Source organism: Paraburkholderia sp. Cy-641 (assembly GCF_011752945.1).
GTDB lineage: Bacteria > Pseudomonadota > Gammaproteobacteria > Burkholderiales > Burkholderiaceae > Paraburkholderia.
In genome coordinates this window covers 1-19,601 of the sequence record NZ_VWWM01000002.1, presented here as the reverse complement: position 1 = coordinate 19,601, position 19,601 = coordinate 1, and the positions used below count along the sequence as shown (strand labels likewise).

Genomic DNA, 19,601 nt, shown 5'->3' with positions numbered 1-19,601 from the left:
GCATATGACGGCCCCGCTTCTTACCATCGAGCAACTCCTGCGCCAGCCGATCGAGGCGATCGTCCCGCATCGCGGCAGCATGCTGCTGATCGACGCGGTCGAGACCTTCGACGAAACCACGCTGAGCGCGCGCGCCAGCGTTGACCCGCACGCGTGGTATGCCGACGCCGACGGCGCGATGCCCGCGTGGATCGGCATCGAACTGATGGCGCAGTCGATCGCCGCGCACGTCGCCTTGCTCGCGATGCGCAACGGCGGCCACGCGCGGCCGGGTGTGCTGCTCGGCTCGCGCAGCTACCAGGCGGCGCGGCCCGCGTTTGCCGGCGGCGCGCGTTTGCGCATTCGCGCGAGCGAGCTGCTGCGCAGCGAGGCAGGCCACGGCGCGTACGAATGCACGATCGACGCGGACGACGTGCGCTGCGCCGAAGCCGTCATCAAGGTATTTCAGCCGCCCGATTTTCAGTCATTCATCGAAGGGAGTTTCAGTTCATGAGCCGGCGTGTTCTCGTTACCGGCGCAAGCCGCGGCATCGGCCGCGCGATTGCGTACAAGTTGGCCGCCGACGGCTTCGCGGTCTCCGTGCATTGCCGCACGGGACGCAGCGAGGCCGAGGCGGTCGCGACGGGCATCGCCGCGCAGGGCGGCACGGCGCGCGTGCTGCAGTTCGACGTGCGCGAGCGCGCCGTGTGCCGCGACGTGCTCGAAGCGGACGTCGCCGCGCACGGCCCGTACTACGGCATCGTCTGCAGCGCGGGCGTGACGCGCGACGCCGCGTTTCCGGCGCTCACCGAGGAAGACTGGGACATCGTGATCGAGACCGGGCTCGATGCGTTCTACAACGTCGTGCATCCGCTCACGATGCCGATGGTGCGCGCGCGCAAGGGCGGGCGCATCGTCACGATCGCGTCGGTGTCGGGCGTGATGGGCAATCGCGGCCAGGTCAACTACAGCGCGGCGAAGGCGGGGCTGATCGGCGCGACCAAGGCGCTCGCGGTCGAACTCGCCTCGCGCAACATCACTGTGAACTGCGTCGCGCCGGGTCTCGTCGAGACCGGCATGCTCGAACAGGTGACGCTCGAACACGCGCTGAAGACCGTGCCGATGAACCGCGTCGGCCAGCCGGCCGAAGTGGCGTCGGTGGTGAGCTTTCTGATGTCGGATGGCGCGTCGTACGTGACGCGCCAGGTGATCGGCGTGAACGGCGGGATGGTCTGATGAAGCGCGTCGTCATTACCGGCATGGGCGGCGTGAGCGCGTTCGGCGATAGCTGGGACGCGATCGAGGCACGCCTGAAAAGCGGCGAGAACGCGGTGCGCCGCATTGCCGAGTGGGATTACTTCGAATCGCTGCATACGCGGCTTGCGTGTCCGCTGCCGGGGTTCGCGATGCCCGCGCATTATCCGCGCAAGAAGGTGCGCTCGATGGGGCCGGTCTCGCTGTACTCGGTGCGCGCGAGCGAACTCGCGCTCGCCGATGCGGGCCTGGCCGGCGACGCGAGCATTGCCGACGGCCGCATGGGTGTCGCCTACGGCTCGTCGTCGGGCTCGGTGCAGCCGATCCGCGCGTTCGGCACGATGCTCGAAACCGGCTCGATGAGCAACGTCACGTCGAACAGCTACGTGCAGATGATGCCGCACACGACGGCCGTCAACGTGAGCCTGTTCTGGGACCTCAAGGGCCGCATCATCCCGACTTCGTGCGCGTGTGCCTCGGGCAGCCAGGCGATCGGCTATGCCTACGAGGCGATCCAGTCGGGCAAGCAGACGCTGATGCTCGCGGGCGGCGCGGAAGAGCTGTCGGGCCCGGCGGTCGCGGTATTCGACACGCTCTATGCGACCAGCACGCGCAACGACGAGCCGCGGCTGACGCCGCGCCCGTTCGATGCCGCGCGCGACGGTCTGGTGGTCGGCGAGGGCGCGGCCACGCTGGTGCTCGAAGAGTACGAACATGCGCGAGCGCGCGGCGCGCGGATTCATGCGGAAGTGGTCGGCTTCGGCTGCAATTCGGACGGCGCGCACATGACGCAGCCGACCGCCGAAACGATGACGCTCGCCATGCAGCTCGCGCTGCGGGACGCGCGGCTTGCGCCCGAAGCGATTGCCTATGTGAACGCGCACGGCACCTCGACCGATCGCGGCGACGTCGCCGAGAGTCATGCGACCGCGCAGACCTTCGGCGCGCGCATGCCGATCAGTTCGCTGAAGAGCTATGTTGGCCACACGCTCGGCGCATGCGGCGCGCTCGAAGCGTGGTGGACCATCGAGATGATGAAGCGCAACTGGTACGCGCCGACGCTGAATCTCGACACCGTCGATCCGGCCTGCGCGGCGCTCGATTACATCGTCGGCGGCGCGCGCGAGATCGATGCCGAGTACGTGATGAGCAACAACTTCGCGTTCGGCGGCATCAACACGTCGCTGATTTTCCGGCGCGTTCGATGAGCGGCGCGCTGCAACGCGTGGTCGTGACCGGCATGGGCATCGTGTCGTGTCTCGGCAATACGCTCGACGACGTATCCGACGCCTTGCGCGCGGGGCGTTCGCACATCACGCGGGTCGAGGCATGGCGCGAGCGCGGGTTGGCGTCGCAGGTCGCGGGCGTCGCGTCGGTGGCGCACGAAGCGCCGTTCGAGCGCAAGCTCGAACGCTTCATGGGCGACACCGCGCGCTTTGCCTGCCATGCGGCACAGCGCGCCATCGACGACGCGGGGCTCGCGCGCGAGGCGCTGCATTCGCCGTACGCGGGCGCGGTGATCGGCTCGGGCGTCGGCGCGCTGGCGAGCTACGACGCGGCGCTGGCGATTGCGCACGCGCGCGGCGTCGACAAGGTGCCGCCGTACACGGTGCCGCAGGCGATGAGCAGCACCGCGTCGGCCAACGTTGCGCAGATGTTCGGGCTCGAAGGCGTCGGCTACTCGCCGTCGTCGGCCTGCACGACCTCGGCGCTCGCGATCGGCCAGGCGATGCAGCTGATCCAGACCGGCCGCCAGCAGATCGTGCTCGCAGGCGGCAGCGAGGCGCTGCACGACAACGTGACCTTGCTGTTCGACGCGATGGGCGCGCTGTCGCGTCGCTTCAACGACACGCCGCACAGCGCCTCGCGTCCGTACGACACGCAGCGCGACGGTTTCGTGATCGCGTCGGGCGGCGGCGTGCTCGTGCTCGAAGCGCTCGATCATGCGCTCGCGCGCGGCGCGCGCATCCACGCGGAGCTGACCGGCTTCGGCGATTGCACCGACCGCGCTGGCATGGTCGCGCCGCGCGCGGCCGGCATCGCGCGCGCGATGCGCGGCGCGCTTGCCGAAGCGGGGTGTCGTCCCGATTACGTGAATACGCACGCGCCGTCGACGCCGCTCGGCGACGTCGAGGAACTGCATGCGTTGCGCGACGTGTTCGGCGCAACGAAAGAAGGCGTGCCCGCGTTTTCGTCGACGAAGGGCATGACTGGGCATTCGCTCGGCGCATGCGGTGCGCACGAAGCGATCTACACGCTGTTGATGATGCGCGATGGTTTTATCGCGGGAACGGCGGCCATCGATACGCCGGAGTCGGAAGCGGCGGGCATGCCGCTCGTGCGCGAGGCGCGCGCTGCACGCATCGGCAGCGCGATGTCGGTGTCATTCGGGTTCGGCGGCAGTTGCGCGAGCCTGATGTTCGAAGCGTGGCGAGGTGCTTGAGCCGGGTTCGCCGGCTCGCCACGGCAACTGGCCGCGTAATAGTGAAAGTGAAGCGTGAAGCGCGCAAAAACGCGTAGAGCGCGCAAAGCGGCCGCAAATAAGCGTAAAGGGAGAGGATAAGAATGAAAAGGTTTTGCGGGGTTGGCGCGATGCTGGTGGTGGCGTTGACGCAGGCCGGCTGCGCGACGCAGGTGATGTCGCTGCCGTTCGCGGCGGCCGGCGGCGAGTCGCGTGGCGAAGTGCCGGTGTATTTCGGCGACCAGGATCATCGTCCGGTGAAGACGCATCTCGGCGACGTGTCGTACTCGGTGCGGATCGCACGCAAGGTGGCGGACCCGAACGAAGCGTGTCATCTCGCGCTGGCCGAAGCGGTCGGCAAGCTGCGCGCGGCGGCGCGCGAGCGTCATGCGAATGCGGTGATCGACGTGTCGACGCGCTTTCACAGCACCGAAACGAGTTCGTCGAGCAGCTTCATGTGCGGCGTGAGTCCGAGCGCGGCCGCGCTGGCGGTGCGCGGGCAACTGGTCGTGCTGGACGCGGGTTGAGCGTGAATTAGCCGTGGCTTAGGCGTGGCTTGAGCACGGATCGGGCACGGATCGAGTGCGCCTTGAATCTCGGGCGCGCAGCCACAGTCCGTTCGCAACGAAGCGTCACACGGCGCCGCGCGCAACGGGAAACCGTGTCAATCGGTGTCGGACGCGGTCTTGACCGCCGCGACATTGACGAGCGTTTCGCGGCGCTTGCCGGGCTGCGGCCGATAAAGACCGAGCCGTTCGAGCAGGCCGAAGTCTTTCGCGCGGCTCCACCACAGGTAGGGCAGCGACACGTTGCGCGGGCCGAAGCGGAAGCCGGCCTCGCGGATCATGTCGAGATAGCCGTCGGCGCTCTTCTGCACCTGCATCGGATGACGAAACAGCAGCCGGATCACCCACGACTTGATGTACGCATCGGTCGATTCGGCGAACAGCAGCACGCCGCCCGGCTTCAGCACGCGGCGGAATTCGGCGAGCGCGCGGTCCTGTTCGACGAGATGATGGAAGGTTTGATGGCAGAACACGAGGTCGGCGCTCGCATCGGGCAGCGGCAGTTGCGCGCAGTCGCCATGCAGCAGTTCGATGTCGGCGACGGTCTCGCGGCAGGCCTGCGCGGCCTGCTCGGCGAGCATCAGCGAAGGCGCATGGTAATCGACGCCGACGATGCGGCGCGGCTTGAACGCGTTGGCGAGCAGACGGAAAGAGACACCTTGCCCGCAGCCCGCATCGACGATGACGGGCGCGGCGGGCAGCGGTGTATCGATCAGGCGCGCGAGGTCGTCGATCGCCACCCGCAGCACGTGATGTTCCCACGTGTGGGTGCGCAGGAACCAGATTCCGAAGGCCGTTTCCGGCACAAAGGGCACATTGGATATTTCGGATGACGACACGATGCACTCCCCGGCGAAACAGTGTTCTTACAGTGTTCTTGCTGTCTGAAACCGGATTGTAACGAGAAGTCCATGTATCGCGCGATGCCGCGCGCAGCATGCAAACCCCGCGTGCGTCGCACGCATGCACACCGTTGGAGCAGAGATTTGAAGATCGATTCATCAAAGCGGACCGCCGTCGACGTGGCGATCATCGGCGCGGGTCCGGCGGGCGCGGTGGCCGCCGCACTGTTGCGCAAGGCCGGCCGTTCGGTGCTCGTGCTCGAGCGCCAGCATTTTCCGCGCTTCTCGATCGGCGAGAGCCTGCTGCCGCAGAGCATGGCGTATCTCGAAGAGGCCGGCATGCTGCAGGCCGTCGTCGAGGCGGGCTTCCAGCACAAGAACGGCGCGTATTTCGTCTATCGCGACCAGCGCTCGTCGTTCGACTTTCGCGACAAGCATTCGGCGGGCTGGGGCACCACGTATCAGGTCGAACGCGCGCAGTTCGACGACGTGCTGATTCGCTGCGCGGCCGCGCAGGGCGCCGAGGTGCGTTTCGGCCACACGGTGTGCGCGCTGCAAACGGGCGACGCGCCGGTGCTCGACGTGGTCGACGAAAACGAGACCGCGTATCGGGTCGAGGCGCGTTTCGTGCTCGATGCGAGCGGCTTCGGGCGTGTGCTGCCACGTCTGCTGAATCTGGAAGCGCCGACACGCATGCCGACGCGCGCGGCGCTCTTCACACACGTGCGCGACGGTCTCGCGCTCGACGCGAGCGATCGCAACAAGATCTGCATCGCGACGCATCCCGAGCGCCGCGACGTGTGGTTCTGGATGATTCCGCTCGCGGGCGGCCGTTCGTCGGTGGGCTGTGTCGCCGAGGCGAGCTTTCTCGACATGCCGGAAGCGCAGCGCGAAGCGGCCTTGCGCAAGTTGATCCAGCAGGAGCCGACGCTGAACCGACTGATCGGCACGGCGCCGTTCCTGATGCCGGTGCGGCAGATCGGCGGCTACGCGGCCAACGTCGAGCGTCTGCATGGGCCCGGCTATGCGTTGCTCGGCAATGCGGGCGAGTTTCTCGACCCGGTGTTTTCGTCGGGTGTGACGATCGCTCTACGCTCGGCGCATCTCGCGGCGCGCGCGCTGAACCGGCAACTCGACGGCGAGACGATCGACTGGGCCGCCGATTACGACGTGCCCTTGCGCCGCGGCATCGATACGTTCCGTGCGTTTGTCGAGCGCTGGTACACGGGCGAGTTGCAGGACATCATCTACTACCCGGAGCAGACGCCGTCGATTCGCCGCATGATCTGCGCGGTGCTCGCGGGCTATGCGTGGGACGAGTCGAATCCGTATGTGGCCGAGCCGGTGAGGCGGCTCAATGCGCTGCACGAGGTGTGCAAGGCGGGTTGAGCGCGTGTGAGAGGGCGCAGGAAGGTGTGCGAAGGTGCCGCCAAGGTATTAAAAAAGCGGTGCTTCGTGATTATTCGAAGCGCCGCTTTGCCTTGGGCGTAACGACTGTCCTCAGGCCGCGATCTGCGCGCGTCCCGGCACGCGCTGCCGCGCAGCGTCGCGAGCATGCACGCGCTGGCCGGCCGCATACGTTTCGTACACCGCGCGATCGTCGCCGAGCAGCGCGAACGCGAACAGCAGTTCTTCGAGCGATTCGCGCCGCGCCGTGCGGCGCGCGAGCAGCGGCGTCGCCTGCGGATCGAGCACGACGAAGTCCGCTTCGGTGTGCGGGCGCAGCGTGCCGACCTTGTCCGCGAGATCGAGCGCTTCGGCCGCGCCGGCGGTCGCCAGATAGAACATGCGCGTCGCCGTCAGATGATGGCCGCCGAGGCGCGCTACCTTGTGCGCTTCGTTCATCGTTTGCAGCATCGAGAACGATGTGCCGCCGCCGACGTCGGTGGCGAGCGCGATCGGCATGCCGGCCGCGTCGGCCTTGTCGAAATCGAACAGGCCGCTGCCGAGGAACAGGTTCGAGGTCGGGCAGTGCGAGGCGAGCGCGCCGGTCTGCGCCATGCGCCGGCGGTCTTCTTCGTCGAGGTGGATGCAATGGCCGTACACCGCGCGGCGGCGCAGCAGGCCGTAGTGATCGTAGATGTCGAGATAGCTGCGGTGGCCGGGGAACAGATTGGCCACCCACTTCACTTCGTCGGTGTTTTCGGCGACGTGGCTCTGGATGAAGAGGTCCGGATGCTGTTGCGCGAGCGCGCCGCAGGCTTCGAGCTGCGCTTCGGTCGAGGTCGGCGCGAAGCGTGGCGTGAGCGCGTACATCTGCCGGCCGCGATTGTGCCAGCGGCCGATCAGCTCGGCGCTGTCGTCGTAGCCCGATTGCGCGGTGTCGCGCAGAAACTCGGGGCAGTTGCGGTCCATCAGCACCTTGCCCGCGACCATGCGCAGATTGCGCGCCTCGCTCGCGGCAAAGAGCGCCTCGGCCGACTGCTTGTGGACCGTGCAGTAGACGAGCGCGGTGGTCGTGCCGCACGCGAGCAGTTCGTCGACGAAGAAGTTCGCGGTGTCGTTCGCATAGGCCGGGTCGGCGAAGCGGCGCTCGGTCGGGAACGTGTACGTGTCGAGCCACGGCAGCAATCCCGGCGCCGGCGACGCGATCACGTCGGTCTGCGGATAGTGGATGTGCGTGTCGATGAAGCCCGGCACGATCAGCTTGTCGCGCCGGTCTACGAGCTGGGTGCCGGGCGCGAGCCGCGCGGCGAGCGTCGCGTACGCATCGGCCGCGACGACGCGGCCGTCTTCGACGATCAGCAGGCCGTCTTCGTGGAAGACCGCCGCGTTCGGCGAGTGCGCGGGATCGCCGGTGAAGGTCAGCAGTTGCGCGCGGAATGCCGTTTGCGCGGCGGGCGTGGTGTGAGCCGATGCAGTCATGGAAAAGCTGTCTCCGAATGTTGAAATCTGGGCGAAAAATGGCGTGGCGGCGCTTGCGTTCGCGCGGGTTCTTCTGCGCGAGCGCAACCGATACCGCCGGCTAGCGCCTTCGCTCGGCGCTTCCGGCTAAAGCTCCCGGTTAAAGCCGCTGGTTAAAGCCCCGGTTAAATAAGGCCGCGTCAGTGCGGACCGTTCTCTTGCCAGTGCGCGTCGAGCTTCGCGATCAGCGCGTGGCGTTCCTCGGGCGTCACGAACGACGCCTCGAAGCCGTTGCGGATGATCGTGTAGACCTCGGCGGCATCGAGCTTCAGCGCGTCGATCGCCGCGAGGTAGTTCGCGTTCACGTAGCCGCCGAAGTAGGCCGGGTCGTCGGAATTGACGGTCACCGCGACGCCGCGCTCGAGCAGGTCCTTCAGCGTGTGTTGGGTCATATCGTCGAACACGCACAGCTTGAGGTTCGACAGCGGGCACACGGTCAGCGCGACGCGCGTGTCGGCCAGCCGCGTGACGAGCGCCGGGTCTTCGATGCTGCGCACGCCGTGATCGACGCGGTCCACCTTCAGCACGTCGAGCGCTTCGTAGACGTACGAGGGCGGCCCTTCCTCGCCTGCATGCGCGACGAGCTTCAGGCCGAGCGCGCGCGCCTTCGCGAACACGCGCTCGAACTTCGAGGGCGGATGGCCGCGCTCCGACGAATCGAGCCCGACGCCGATCAGCCGATGCCGGTACTGCTCGAAGAGCGGCCGCGCTTCGTCGAAGGTGGCGAGCGCGTCTTCCTCGGACAGATGGCGCAGGAAGCACAGGATCAGCTTGCTCGACATGCCGCGTTTTTCAGCGTCGGCCAGCGCACGCTCGATGCCGGCCACCACCGTGGCGATCGGCACGCCGCGTTCGGTGTGTGTCTGCGGATCGAAGAAGATTTCGCTGTGGATCACGTTGTCGGCGAGGCAGCGCTCGACGTAGGCCATCGTCATGTCGTAGAAGTCCTGCTCGTGCAGCAGCACGCTCGCGCCCGCGTAGTAGATGTCGAGGAACGATTGCAGATCGGTGAACGCGTAGGCGGCGCGCAAGGCTTCCACCGATTCATAGGCGAGCTTCACGCCGTTGCGTTGCGCGAGCGCGAAGATCAGCTCGGGTTCGAGCGAGCCTTCGATGTGAATGTGCAGCTCGGCCTTCGGCGCGCGCGCGGTTTTGTCGGCAAGCGTACCGGGGGAAATGGGGGAAGCGGGGATAGCGGTGGTGGTATTCATCGTGGTTTGGAATAGTGTGTTGGGTAATGAGCCGCGCGGCCCGCGGATCACACCGCCTGCGACGCGCGGCGCCCGCCCGCGTTCGCCTCGACGGCCTGCAGAACCTGCGCGGCCGCCGAGATCGCGATGATCTCGGGCGACTTGTCGACGATGCCGTCGACGCCGAGCGGGCACTTCATGCGTGCGATCCACGCCGGATCGATGCCGCGCGCCGCGAGCCGGTGCTCGAACTGCTTGCGCTTGCTGTGCGAGCCGATCATGCCGAAGAACGCGAAGTCGCCGCGCCGCAGGATGCGCTCGGCCAGCTCGAGGTCGAGCGCGTGGTTGTGCGTCATCACGACGAAGTACGTGTTCGGCGCGGCCTGGTCGATCGCTTCGTCGGGCGCGTCGTTCGCATCGATCGTCACGTTCGGCGCGTGCAGCGTGTCGAGCGCGGGAAACTGCGCGTCGCGCTCGTCGACCCAGCGCACCGTGCACGGCAGCGTCGCGAGCACGCGCACGAGCGCCGCGCCGACGTGACCGGCGCCGAACAGCACGACCGCGAATTCGCCGGGGGCGATCGTTTCGGTCAAGAGCGCGCTGCTGTCGTCGAAACCGGCGCCGTCCCACAGCAGACAATCGGCCGTGTCGATGCCGGGCTCGGGATCGGACAGCATGACCGCGGTGGGCGCGGGGCCGAATGATACGCTACGCACGGTCGATTGACCGGCCGCGAGGCGCTTCACGAGCGAGGTGATCCAGCCGAGATCGCCGACGTCGAGCCGCTCGAACGAGAGAATCACGGCGCCGCCGCAGCACTGGCCGAGGCTCGGCCCCAGCGCGAAGCGTTCGAGCCGGCGCGTATGCGGTGCGCGCATGCCGTCGCGCAGCACCTGGCGCGCGGTCTCGATCGCCTTCCATTCGAGATGCCCGCCGCCGATCGTATGTTTGGCCGCCTCGCGCGTGACGATCATCTTCGTGCCGGCCTCGCGCGGCGCCGAACCTTCGGCACGCGCGACCGTGACGAGCACGGCGGCGTCGCCGTGGGCGAGCAGGTGTTGCAGGTCAGTGAGCCAGGTTTGCATCCGGCGGTTCTCCGTGCGAAGCCGCGCAAGATGCCGGCGCGGCGGGTGGCGTAGGGTGGTCGGCGCTGGCGGGCGGCGTTGCGTGGGTGGATGCCTGTGTTGTCGCGCAGGTTGCGGCATCGGTTGCCGCGCAGGTTACCGTACGTGCCGCCGTCGGTTCGGACGGGTTGGCGCTTTGCAACGCGTCGAGCGCATCGAGTATCGCTTCGGGCGTGGCCGGCGCGCGCAATGGCGGCGCCTCGATTGCGCCCGGCGCCGCGGCCGCGATCGCGTCGCGAAGCGCGAGGAACACCGAAAACGGCAGCAGCAGCGGCGGTTCGCCGACCGCCTTCGAGCGGAACACGGTCGGCTCCGCGTTGCTGTTTTCGTAGAGCCGCACGTGGAACGCGGCGGGCGTGTCGCTGACCGCCGGAATCTTGTACGTGGACGGCGCGTGCGTCATCAGACGGCCCTCGCGGTTCCACCACAATTCCTCGCTCGTGAGCCAGCCCATGCCCTGGATGAAGCCGCCCTCGACCTGGCCGAGATCGATCGCCGGGTTGATCGACTGGCCCGCGTCGTGCAGCACGTCCGCGCGCACGAGCTTCCATTCGCCGGTCAGCGTATCGATCACGACTTCCGACACCGCCGCGCCATACGCGAAGTAGTAGAACGGATGGCCGGTCAGCGTCTGCGCATCCCAATGCACCTTCGGCGTCGAGTAGAAACCGTCGGACCACAGCTGCACGCGCGCGAGATAGGCGGCATTGACGAGCTGTTCGAACGGCAGTGTGCCGCCGTTCGCGGCTACCTTGCCGTGTGCGAACTGTACGTCGTCCGCGTGGCCGCCGAGCCGTTGCGCCGCGAGTTCGGCGAGGCGCGCGCGGATCGTTCGCGCGGCGGCTTCCGCGGCCTTGCCGTTCAGATCGCTGCCGGTCGATGCGGCCGTTGCCGACGTATTCGCGATCTTCGACGTATCGGTGGCCGTCACGCGCACGCGCGCGAGCGGCAAGCCGAACTGGTTCGCGACCACCTGCGCGACCTTCGTGTTGAGCCCTTGGCCCATCTCGGTGCCGCCATGATTGACGAGTACGGAGCCGTCCTTGTAGACGTGCACGAGCGCGCCGGCCTGGTTCAGGAACGGCACGTTGAACGAGATGCCGAACTTGACCGGCGAAAACGCGAGGCCGCGCTTGAGCACGGGGCTGGTCGCGTTGAATGCGGCGAGCGCCGCGCGGCGTGCGCGATAGCCGCTCGAAGCGAGCAGCGCGTCGGTGAGCGGCGCGATGATGTTGTCCTCGACACGCTGCCCGTACGGCGTCGTATCGCGCTCGCCGATGCCGTAGTAGTTCGCGAGCCGCACGTCGAGCGGATCGAGCCGCAGCTCGCGCGCGATGTCGTCGAGCAGCACTTCCATGACGAGCGCGCCTTGCGGTCCGCCGAAGCCGCGAAACGCGGTGTTCGATTGCGTATTCGTCTTGCAGCAGAGCGCGACGATATCGACGTCGGAGAGGTAGTACGCGTTGTCGAAGTGGCACACCGCGCGCGTCGCGACCGCGCCCGAGAGATCGGCCGAATAGCCCGCGCGCAACGCGATTTCGACGCGCACGCCGAGAAGGCGACCGCGGTCGTCGAAACCCGCTGCGTATTCGTAGATCGCGTCGTGGCGCTTGCCGGTAATCATGAAGTCGTCGTCGCGATCGGCGCGCAGCTTGACCGGCCGGCGCAGGTGCCGTGCCGCGAGCGCGGCCGCGCAGGCGAACAGCGCCGACTGCGATTCCTTGCCGCCGAAGCCGCCGCCCATGCGCCGGCATTCGCAGACGACGTTGTGCGCGGGCCAGCCGAGCATATGCGCGACGACCTGCTGCATTTCGCTCGGATGCTGCGTCGAGCTATAGACGAGCATGCCGTCCATTTCCTTCGGCACCGCGTAGGCGATCTGGCCTTCGAGATAGAACTGCTCCTGGCCGCCGACTTCGAAGCGGCCTTCGAGCCGATGCGGCGCGGCGGCTATTTTCGCGTCGGGCTCGCCGCGCCGCAGATGCAGCGGCGGCAGCACGAACTGCCGCGCGGCTTTCGCTTCGGCGGCGGTGAGGAGCGCGTCGAGCGGCTCGTAGCGCAGCACGTCGTCGCTTTTCGCGAGCGCGGCGGCGCGGCGCGCGAGTTCATGCGTCTCGGCGATCACCGCGAAGACCGGCTGACCCAGATAGAGCACCTCGCCGTCGGCGAAAATCGGGTCGTCGTGCAGCACCGGGCCGCAATTGTTTTCACCGGGGATGTCGGCGGCGCTCAGCACGGCGAGCACGCCGGGCGCGTTGCGCACCGCGTCGAGGTCCATCGAGACGATGCGCGCATGCGCGTGGCGCGACAGGCCGAGCGCCGCGTGCAGCGTGCCGTGCAATTCGGCGATGTCGTCGGTGTAGGTGGCTTCGCCGCTGACGTGCAGCGCGGCGGATTCGTGCGGCAGGGGGGCGCCGATCGAGGCGTCGGTCGTTGCGTCGTTCGTGACGTCGCTCGATGCGGTGGCGCGTTGTCCGGCGTGCTGGCCCGCGTGTTCGACAAAGACATCGGTACGGTTCATCGCGGCGCCTCCTTGGCGAGCGGCGCGGCAGGCGTGTTTGCTGCGTGCGTCGTATTCGCTGCGTCCGTTGCATCCGACGCTTCCGCTTCGAAGGCGAACGCGTTCACGTCGCACAGCGCGAGCGGCGCATCGTCGCGCGTTTCGAGGTAGAAGCGCCACAGCAGATTGCGCGCGACCTTGAGCCGGTACGCGCTCGATGCGCGCATGTCGGTGAGCGGCTGGTAATCGGCGGCGAGCGCGTCCATCGCGCGGCGCACGGTCGCTTCGTTCCATGCCGCGCCGTCGAGCACCGCTTCGGTTTGCGTGGCCCGCTTCGGCGTGGCTGCCATGCCGCCGAACGCGATGCGGGCCGCGCGGAGGGTGCCGGGCGTTTCCTCGCGGGTTGCGCCGTGAGTTTCGTCGAGCATTTCAGCGTGGGCCGCAGCGCGCATTTCACCGCGAGGCTCGCCGCTTCCGCCGATGCGCAACGCGAACGCCCCACACACCGCCGAGATGTCCTGGTCGTAACGCTTCGACACCTTGTAGGTGCGAAAACGCAGATTGCCGACCGGACGCGGCACGCGCAGCGCCATCACGAATTCGCCGGCCGCGAGCGCGGTCTTCTGATAGCCGAGGTAGAACGCGTCGAGCGGCAGCGTGCGGGTCGTGCGCGCGCGGCGCAGCACGACCTCGGCGCCGAGCGCGAGCAGCGCGGGCATCGAGTCGCCGATCGGCGAGCCGTTCGCGACGTTGCCGCCGAGCGTGCCCGCATTGCGGATCGGCCGCGAGGCGAAGCGCGTCCACAGCTCGGCGAGTTCGGGGTAGTCGACGGCGAGCGCCGCGAACGCGTCTTCGAGCGTGACGGCCGCGCCGATCGTCAGCGTCTGCGCATCGCGCTCGATCGTCTTCAGTTCGGCGACGTTGCCCGTGTACAGCAGGTCACCGAGGTCGCGGAACTGCTTGGTGACCCACAGGCCGACGTCGGTACTGCCGGCGACGATGCTCGCGTCGCCGTGTTGCGCGCGCAGCGCCGCGAAGGCGTCGAGCGTGACGGGCGCATAGAAAGTGGGGGAGCCGAACATGGCGCCGCGCGCGTCGGGGGCGCGGTATTCGAAGGTGTCGTCGCGTTGCAGCGTGCGCAGCGTGGCCGCGATGGCCTCGCGATCGAGCGTGACGCGCGGATACCGAGCGTAGTCGAACATCCTCTGCGTGGCTTCGACGATCGGCCGGTAGCCGGTGCAGCGGCACAGATTGCCGGACAGCGCGGCGTTGATTTCGTCGCGGGTCGGCAGGCCGGAGCTCGCGGGCTGGTTTTCGTAGAGCGCCCACATCGACATCACGAAGCCGGGCGTGCAGAAACCGCATTGCGAGCCGTGACAGTCCACCATTGCCTGCTGCGCCGGATGCAGCGCGCCGTTCGCGGCGCGCAGGTCTTCGACGGTGAAGAGGGCGCGGCCGTCGAGCGTCGGCAGGAACTGGATGCAGGCGTTGACCGCTTTCAGCGCGAGGCCGCCGTGTGAGCCGTGTGCGTCGAGTTCGCCGGTCACGACCGTGCAGGCGCCGCAATCGCCTTCGGCGCAGCCTTCCTTGGTGCCGGTGCAGCGCAGGTCCTCGCGCAGGTGCTGAAGCACGGTGCGCGTCGCCGGGACGCCCGCGATCTCGCGGACGAACCCCTGGTGATAGAAACGGATGGTTTGCGTTGTCATGGCGAATCGAAAGACAGTGCGGACCGGGCGCGCGTTACGCATGGGGTCGCCGAAGCCGGCCTCGCGCACGTAGATCGCCATCCATACCCGAAGATAGCACTACCTCGTTCCGAAAATATTTCCCGGTTCGCATGAAGCTTATTCGGCGGCGGTCATGACCTTTGTACGATTCGCGCGGGGGCGGGAAGTTGCGTGGGGGCTTGATGCGGGCGACGGTGCGTGGTGCGCCCGGACCGTGCAGTTGCGGCGGCGCGCTTGTGGAGCCGAGGCGGCGCGCAGGCGGGGAATGGCGGGGAATGACGGGAAGCGGCGAAGAACGGCGCGATTTTCGGCGCAGAAGTGCAGAAGCCGCTGGCGACAGGGCTGTTAGCGGGACCGCGAAGCCCAGCCGCGTCCAACCCCGTCAACCGGACCCGCCCCGCCCGACCAATCCATTCAGCTGATGCGGCGGCGATTCCGGACCAGGCTCGACACGAGCACGAGAAACGCGACGACGAACCCGACCAGCGACCACATCGGCAGCGTGAGGCCGAGAATCGGCGGATAGGCGGTTTCGCACAGGCCCGCGACCTTGAACACGCCCGGCAGCCAGTGCGCGGGCGGCAGGCTGTCCACGACCGGCTGCAGCGCGTCGAAGCCGCAGCTGAAGCCCGGATTCGCCTGCACGTACACGTGCCGCACCGCGGTGACGATGCCTCCCAGCGCCGACAGCGCCGCGAGCACTTCGAGCAGACGCACGCCGCGCCAGTTGTTGAAGCGCGCGCCGAGGAACGCGAAGATCGCGATCAGCAGGAAGAAGTAACGCTGGATGATGCACAACGGGCACGGGTCTTCGTGCAGGAAAAACTGCAGGTACAACGCACCGCCCACGAGGGCGACGCAGATCAGGCCAAGCAGAACCAGCAGGGAGCGCTCGCGGCGCAGCATCGCGGAGTCGTTGTTCATCGGTCGTAGGTTTGTCTGGGACAGAAAAGGCAGGTGCCCGCGATTCTAGCGCGAACCCCTGTTATGTCGCTGATGTGCCGCTGATTGCGCCGTGATGCGCGCGGCCGCGCGGCGAACCGCACTGCGGCGTGCCAATCGCCTGCGCCTCGCGAGCCGCGTCGTGTGCAGGGCATCGCCGCGCGTCTCGCGAGTCGCGCCGCACCCGGCAAATTGCCGCAGGTCTCGCAAACCGAGCGACGCTCAGCTCAGCGAATCCGCCCCGCCCCGCGCTATCCCGTGCTCAGCGAATCGCGTTCAGCACCGCCTCGGCCGCGCGGCCGATCGCGAGCAGCGTGTCGTCGGCGTGCGGCGCGCCCGCCAGCATCAGACCGACCGGCGCGTCGCCGCGCAGATGGCACGGCAGCGACAGCGCGCAGCTATCGAGGAAGTTGAACGCGCTCGGATTGCGCAGGATCAGCGCGTTGGTGCGGGTGAACGTGTCGTCGTCGTGGAGCAGGTCGGCGAGGCGCGGCGGCACGACCGGCACGGTCGGCGCGACGACCGCGTCGCAGTGCTGCCAGAGCGTGCGTGCGGCTTCGTCGAGCATGGCGGCGCGCTCGGCGAGCAGGTCCAGATAGTCGGTGGCGCGGGCCGATTGCCCCTTCATGATGCGCGCGAGCACGCGCGGATCGTACTGCTCGCGGTGCTTGTCGAGCAGCGGACGGTGCCACGCATAGGCCTCGATCGACGCAAAGCTGAAGCGGTTGATCTCGGGCAGGCGCTCGAGCGGCGCGAAACGCACCTCGCTGACGATCGCCCCGGCCGCTTCGAGGTGCTTGAGCGCGGTGTCGAGCGCGCGCGCGACCTCGGGCTCGACGCCGTCGGTGACGAAGTGGGTCAGCACGCCGAGGCGCACGCCTTCGAGCGGCCGCGCGGCCGGAATGCGCGGTTCGAGCCCGGCGAGGATCCGGTCGACCAGTGCGCAGCAGGCGACCGAGACGCCGATCGGCCCGAACGAATCGAGCGTCGACGAGAGCGGCACGCCGCCCTGCTTCGGGATGCGCGCGGCGGTCGGCTTGAAGCCGGTCAGGCCGCACAGCGCGGCCGGAATGCGGATCGAGCCGCCGGTGTCGGTGCCGAGTGCGATCGCGGCCATGCCGTCGGCGACCGAGGCCGCCGCGCCCGACGACGAGCCGCCCGAAATCCGCTCGTCGCCTTTCACGCCGCGCCGGTACGGCGAGAGCGGATGGCCGTAGTGCGGGTTCAGGCCGAGTCCGGAAAACGCGAACTCGCTCATGTTGGTGCGCCCGACGAGCACGGCGCCAGCCCGCTTCAGACGGGCCACCGTGACGGCGTCGGCCGTCGCGGCGGGCGCGTCGGCGAGCGCGATCGAGCCTGCGCGGGTCGGCTGTCCCTCGATGTCGAACAGGTCCTTGATCGACACCGGAATGCCGGCGAGCGGCGAGAGCACGGTGCCGGCCGCGCGCAGGCGGTCGTGTGCGTCGGCGGCGGCGCGCGCGGCCTCGGCGTCGACGTGGATGAACACGGATGCGCCCTGGCCGGCCGGATCGGCGATCCTGTCGAGCGCGGTTTCGACGAGCGCACGGCTCGTGGTGCGGCCGGCGGCGAGATTGGCGGCAAGCTGGGCAAGCGGCGGGAACGGCGTGAATTCAGTGGCCATGATGTCGGTGGAAGTCCGGTAAGCGCGGTGGTCGCGGCACGGGTCGAGCCGGCGGGAATGTCGTCTGCATTGTAGAGCACGGTTTTGGGCGGGCATGGCGCGGCACGCAGGGCGCGCAGCGGTCGGCCTGCGCTTCATGCCTCGTACCGATGCCGATGCCGATGCCAGCGCGACGCCGACACGGCGGAGCCGCCCCCGATCCGTTTGTTAAACTGCCCTAGTAAATTACTTTTTGTAAGGAAGGCGTTCATGCACCATGGCATTGGCTTCATTCAGGATCTGGCCGTCGTGATGGCGCTGGCCGGCGTCGTCACCGTGCTGTTTCATCGCCTGAAGCAGCCGGTGGTGCTCGGCTATATCGCCGCCGGCGTAATCATCGGGCCGTACACGCCGCCGTTCCAGCTGATCCACGACGAGCAGACGATCCAGACGCTCGGCGAGCTCGGCGTCGTGTTCCTGATGTTTTCGCTCGGTCTCGAATTCAGCCTGCGCAAGCTGTTCAAGGTCGGCGCGACGGCGATCGTCGCCGCGCTCTCCGAGATCGTGCTGATGCTGTGGATCGGCTACGAGATCGGCAGCGCGTTCGGCTGGAGTCCGATGGATTCGCTGTTTCTCGGCGCGATCCTCGCGATCTCGTCGACGACGATCATCGTCAAGGCGCTGTCCGACCTCGGCCTCAAGCGCGAGGGCTTCGCGCAGCTCGTGTTCGGCATCCTGATCGTCGAGGACATTCTCGGCATCGCGATGCTCGTGCTGCTGACCGGCATCGCGCAGACCGGGCAGCTGTCCGCCGGGCTCGCGGCAGTCACGCTCGGCAAGCTGCTGCTTTTCATGACGGTGTCGCTGATCGTCGGCGTGCTGCTCGTGCCGCGCGCGCTCAATTACGTCGCGCGTGCCCACAGCGACGAGATGCTGCTCGTGTCCGTGCTCGGCTTCTGCTTCGGCTTCTGTCTGCTGGTGGTCAAGCTCGACTACAGCATCGCGCTCGGCGCGTTCCTGATCGGCGCGATCATGGCCGAGTCGCGCCATCTGCACCGGATCGAGCATCTGATCGCGCCGCTGCGCGACGCGTTTTCGGCGATCTTCTTCGTGACGATCGGCCTCATGCTGAACCCGGCCGTGATCCTCGACTACGCGTGGCCGATTGCCATCATCACGTTCGCGGTGATCGTCGGCAAGATCGTCTCGTGCGGGCTCGGCACGTTCCTCGCGGGCCGCGACGGACGCACGGCGATGCGCGTCGGCATGACCGTGTCGCAGATCGGCGAGTTCTCGTTCATCATCGCGTCGCTCGGTCTCACGCTGAAGGTGACGAGCGCGTTTCTGTACCCGATCGCGGTGGCGGTCTCGGCGCTGACCACGCTGACGACGCCGTACCTGATCCGCGTGGCCGATCCGCTCACGCGCCGCCTCGCGCGCGCGATGCCCGCGACGCTCTCCAACGCGTTCGGTCTGTACGGGCAATGGCTGCGCAGCCTGAGCACCGGCAGCGGCGAGCCGACGCTGTTCGGCATGACGCGGCGGATCATCCTGCAGATCGCGGTGAATCTCGCGCTCGTCGCGGCGATTTTTCTGACCGTGTCGTATAGCGCGCCGCATACCGGCAAGCTGCTCGGGCACTGGCTCGGCGACGAATCGCTGCAGCGCGTCGTGCAGTGGAGCGTGGCGCTCGTCGTGTCGCTGCCGTTTCTCGTGGCGGTCTATCGCAAGACGAAGTCGCTCGCGCTGCTGCTCGCCGAGGTCGGCGTGCAGCCGGCGACGGCGGGGCGCTTCACGAGCGCGCTGCGTTACGCGATTTCCGATCTCGTGCCGATCGTCTCGATGCTCGGCGTGTTTCTGCTGGTGGCCGCGCTGTCGGGCAGCATCCTGCCGCCGACCGGTCTGCTCGTCGCGGTGCTGGTTTGCGCGGCGCTGCTGCTCGCGCTCGTATGGCGCTGGTGCGTGAAGATTCACGCATCGATGCAGATCGCCTTGCGGGAAACTTTCGACGAGCAGCCGGACCCCTGAAGCGCGGGCGCAAAAGGGTGATGCAGGGATATGACGCCGCTGCGTGTCACGCTCCGTAACAATGTGAGCAATTGTGTGTGGGTTTGCCGGGCCTGCCGCGCTGACGGATAATCGGGGCATATTCATTCGTTCGCGTGGAAGGCGCCTGTCCGACAGTCATGAGCGAAAATCAACCCGAAAACGCCGGCACGACCGGCGCTTCCTCACCGGTGCCGGGTTCGCCCGCGCCGTCCACCACACCGGTAACCGGCGCCGCGCCATCTGCGGCGGCAGCCTCGTTACCTCCATCGCATGAAGATGCCGCCGCGTCGCCGGCCGCGGACTCCCCGAGCCCGGCCGACGCGCAAGCGGCCGTGAGGGCATCGACCGACGACCCGCTCGGCGCGTCGACAGTCACGCCCAGCGATCCGCGAACGGCGCGCCAACGCGACGCGGCCGAGGCGCGCAGTGCCGCCGCGGCGTG

16 protein-coding genes are annotated in these 19,601 nt (G+C 68.0%); 7 read left to right on the top strand and 9 right to left on the bottom strand.

Annotated features, from left to right (window positions below):
• The first annotated feature begins 4 nt into the window (after nt 1-4).
• The 5 genes from F3J20_RS01425 to F3J20_RS01405 all read left to right on the top strand — a co-directional run bounded on the left by F3J20_RS01425 (nt 5) and on the right by F3J20_RS01405 (nt 4,221).
• Complete coding sequence (locus F3J20_RS01425; RefSeq protein ID WP_167281524.1) at nt 5-493, top strand: hotdog family protein; 489 nt, start codon at nt 5-7, stop codon at nt 491-493.
• The gene (locus tag F3J20_RS01420; protein ID WP_167046790.1) at nt 490-1,215 is read left to right on the top strand and encodes a 3-ketoacyl-ACP reductase FabG2; all 726 of its coding nucleotides are present in this window, start codon (nt 490-492) and stop codon (nt 1,213-1,215) included. The genes F3J20_RS01425 and F3J20_RS01420 overlap by 4 nt, the downstream gene beginning before the upstream one ends.
• Nucleotides 1,215-2,441: a beta-ketoacyl-ACP synthase gene (locus F3J20_RS01415; protein WP_167281523.1), complete on the top strand. Its 1,227-nt coding sequence runs from the start codon at nt 1,215-1,217 to the stop codon at nt 2,439-2,441. The genes F3J20_RS01420 and F3J20_RS01415 overlap by 1 nt, the downstream gene beginning before the upstream one ends.
• On the top strand, nt 2,438-3,676 hold the full coding sequence (locus F3J20_RS01410; protein ID WP_167281521.1) for a beta-ketoacyl synthase N-terminal-like domain-containing protein: 1,239 nt from the start codon (nt 2,438-2,440) through the stop codon (nt 3,674-3,676). Before F3J20_RS01415 ends, F3J20_RS01410 begins: the two co-directional genes overlap by 4 nt.
• A gap of 122 nt (nt 3,677-3,798) precedes the next feature.
• Nucleotides 3,799-4,221, top strand: a complete 423-nt coding sequence (locus F3J20_RS01405) for a signal peptidase (RefSeq protein ID WP_167046799.1) — start codon at nt 3,799-3,801, stop codon at nt 4,219-4,221.
• A 137-nt stretch (nt 4,222-4,358) separates the two neighbouring features.
• Here the strand turns inward: F3J20_RS01405 and F3J20_RS01400 are convergent, their stop codons facing one another.
• Nucleotides 4,359-5,099, bottom strand: coding sequence for a class I SAM-dependent methyltransferase (locus tag F3J20_RS01400; RefSeq protein ID WP_167281519.1), 741 nt, complete (start codon nt 5,097-5,099; stop codon nt 4,359-4,361).
• A gap of 147 nt (nt 5,100-5,246) precedes the next feature.
• Here F3J20_RS01400 and F3J20_RS01395 point away from each other — a divergent pair, with 147 nt between their 5' ends.
• Nucleotides 5,247-6,491 carry an NAD(P)/FAD-dependent oxidoreductase gene (locus tag F3J20_RS01395; RefSeq protein WP_167281518.1) on the top strand — a complete coding sequence of 415 codons (1,245 nt, stop codon included), beginning with the start codon at nt 5,247-5,249 and terminating at the stop codon, nt 6,489-6,491.
• A 111-nt stretch (nt 6,492-6,602) separates the two neighbouring features.
• Here the strand turns inward: F3J20_RS01395 and guaD are convergent, their stop codons facing one another.
• The 7 genes from guaD to F3J20_RS01360 form a co-directional block, all read right to left on the bottom strand.
• Nucleotides 6,603-7,967, bottom strand: a complete 1,365-nt coding sequence (gene guaD, locus F3J20_RS01390) for a guanine deaminase (RefSeq protein WP_167281516.1) — start codon at nt 7,965-7,967, stop codon at nt 6,603-6,605.
• 179 nt (nt 7,968-8,146) lie between these two features.
• On the bottom strand, nt 8,147-9,217 hold the full coding sequence (locus F3J20_RS01385) for an adenosine deaminase (RefSeq protein ID WP_167281515.1): 1,071 nt from the start codon (nt 9,215-9,217) through the stop codon (nt 8,147-8,149).
• 47 nt (nt 9,218-9,264) lie between these two features.
• Nucleotides 9,265-10,281, bottom strand: a complete 1,017-nt coding sequence (gene xdhC / locus F3J20_RS01380) for a xanthine dehydrogenase accessory protein XdhC (protein ID WP_167281513.1) — start codon at nt 10,279-10,281, stop codon at nt 9,265-9,267.
• Nucleotides 10,262-12,841: a xanthine dehydrogenase molybdopterin binding subunit gene (xdhB, locus tag F3J20_RS01375; RefSeq protein WP_167281512.1), complete on the bottom strand. Its 2,580-nt coding sequence runs from the start codon at nt 12,839-12,841 to the stop codon at nt 10,262-10,264. The genes xdhC and xdhB overlap by 20 nt, the downstream gene beginning before the upstream one ends.
• Nucleotides 12,838-14,526, bottom strand: coding sequence for a xanthine dehydrogenase small subunit (xdhA, locus tag F3J20_RS01370; RefSeq protein WP_205299175.1), 1,689 nt, complete (start codon nt 14,524-14,526; stop codon nt 12,838-12,840). The genes xdhB and xdhA overlap by 4 nt, the downstream gene beginning before the upstream one ends.
• A 435-nt stretch (nt 14,527-14,961) precedes the next feature.
• A complete protein-coding gene (locus tag F3J20_RS01365) occupies nt 14,962-15,471 on the bottom strand; it encodes a disulfide bond formation protein B (RefSeq protein WP_167046821.1) in 510 nt (169 codons plus the stop codon).
• A gap of 280 nt (nt 15,472-15,751) precedes the next feature.
• A complete protein-coding gene (locus tag F3J20_RS01360) occupies nt 15,752-17,131 on the bottom strand; it encodes an amidase (protein WP_167281508.1) in 1,380 nt (459 codons plus the stop codon).
• Nucleotides 17,132-17,380: 249 nt separating this feature from the next.
• Here F3J20_RS01360 and F3J20_RS01355 point away from each other — a divergent pair, with 249 nt between their 5' ends.
• On the top strand, nt 17,381-19,138 hold the full coding sequence (locus F3J20_RS01355) for a cation:proton antiporter (protein WP_167046827.1): 1,758 nt from the start codon (nt 17,381-17,383) through the stop codon (nt 19,136-19,138).
• Between the two features lie 169 nt (nt 19,139-19,307).
• On the opposite strand, the gene F3J20_RS32500 is transcribed toward F3J20_RS01355, so the two are convergent.
• Nucleotides 19,308-19,601, bottom strand: a 294-nt coding sequence (locus tag F3J20_RS32500) for a hypothetical protein (protein WP_205299173.1), incomplete at its 5' end; no start/stop codon positions are given.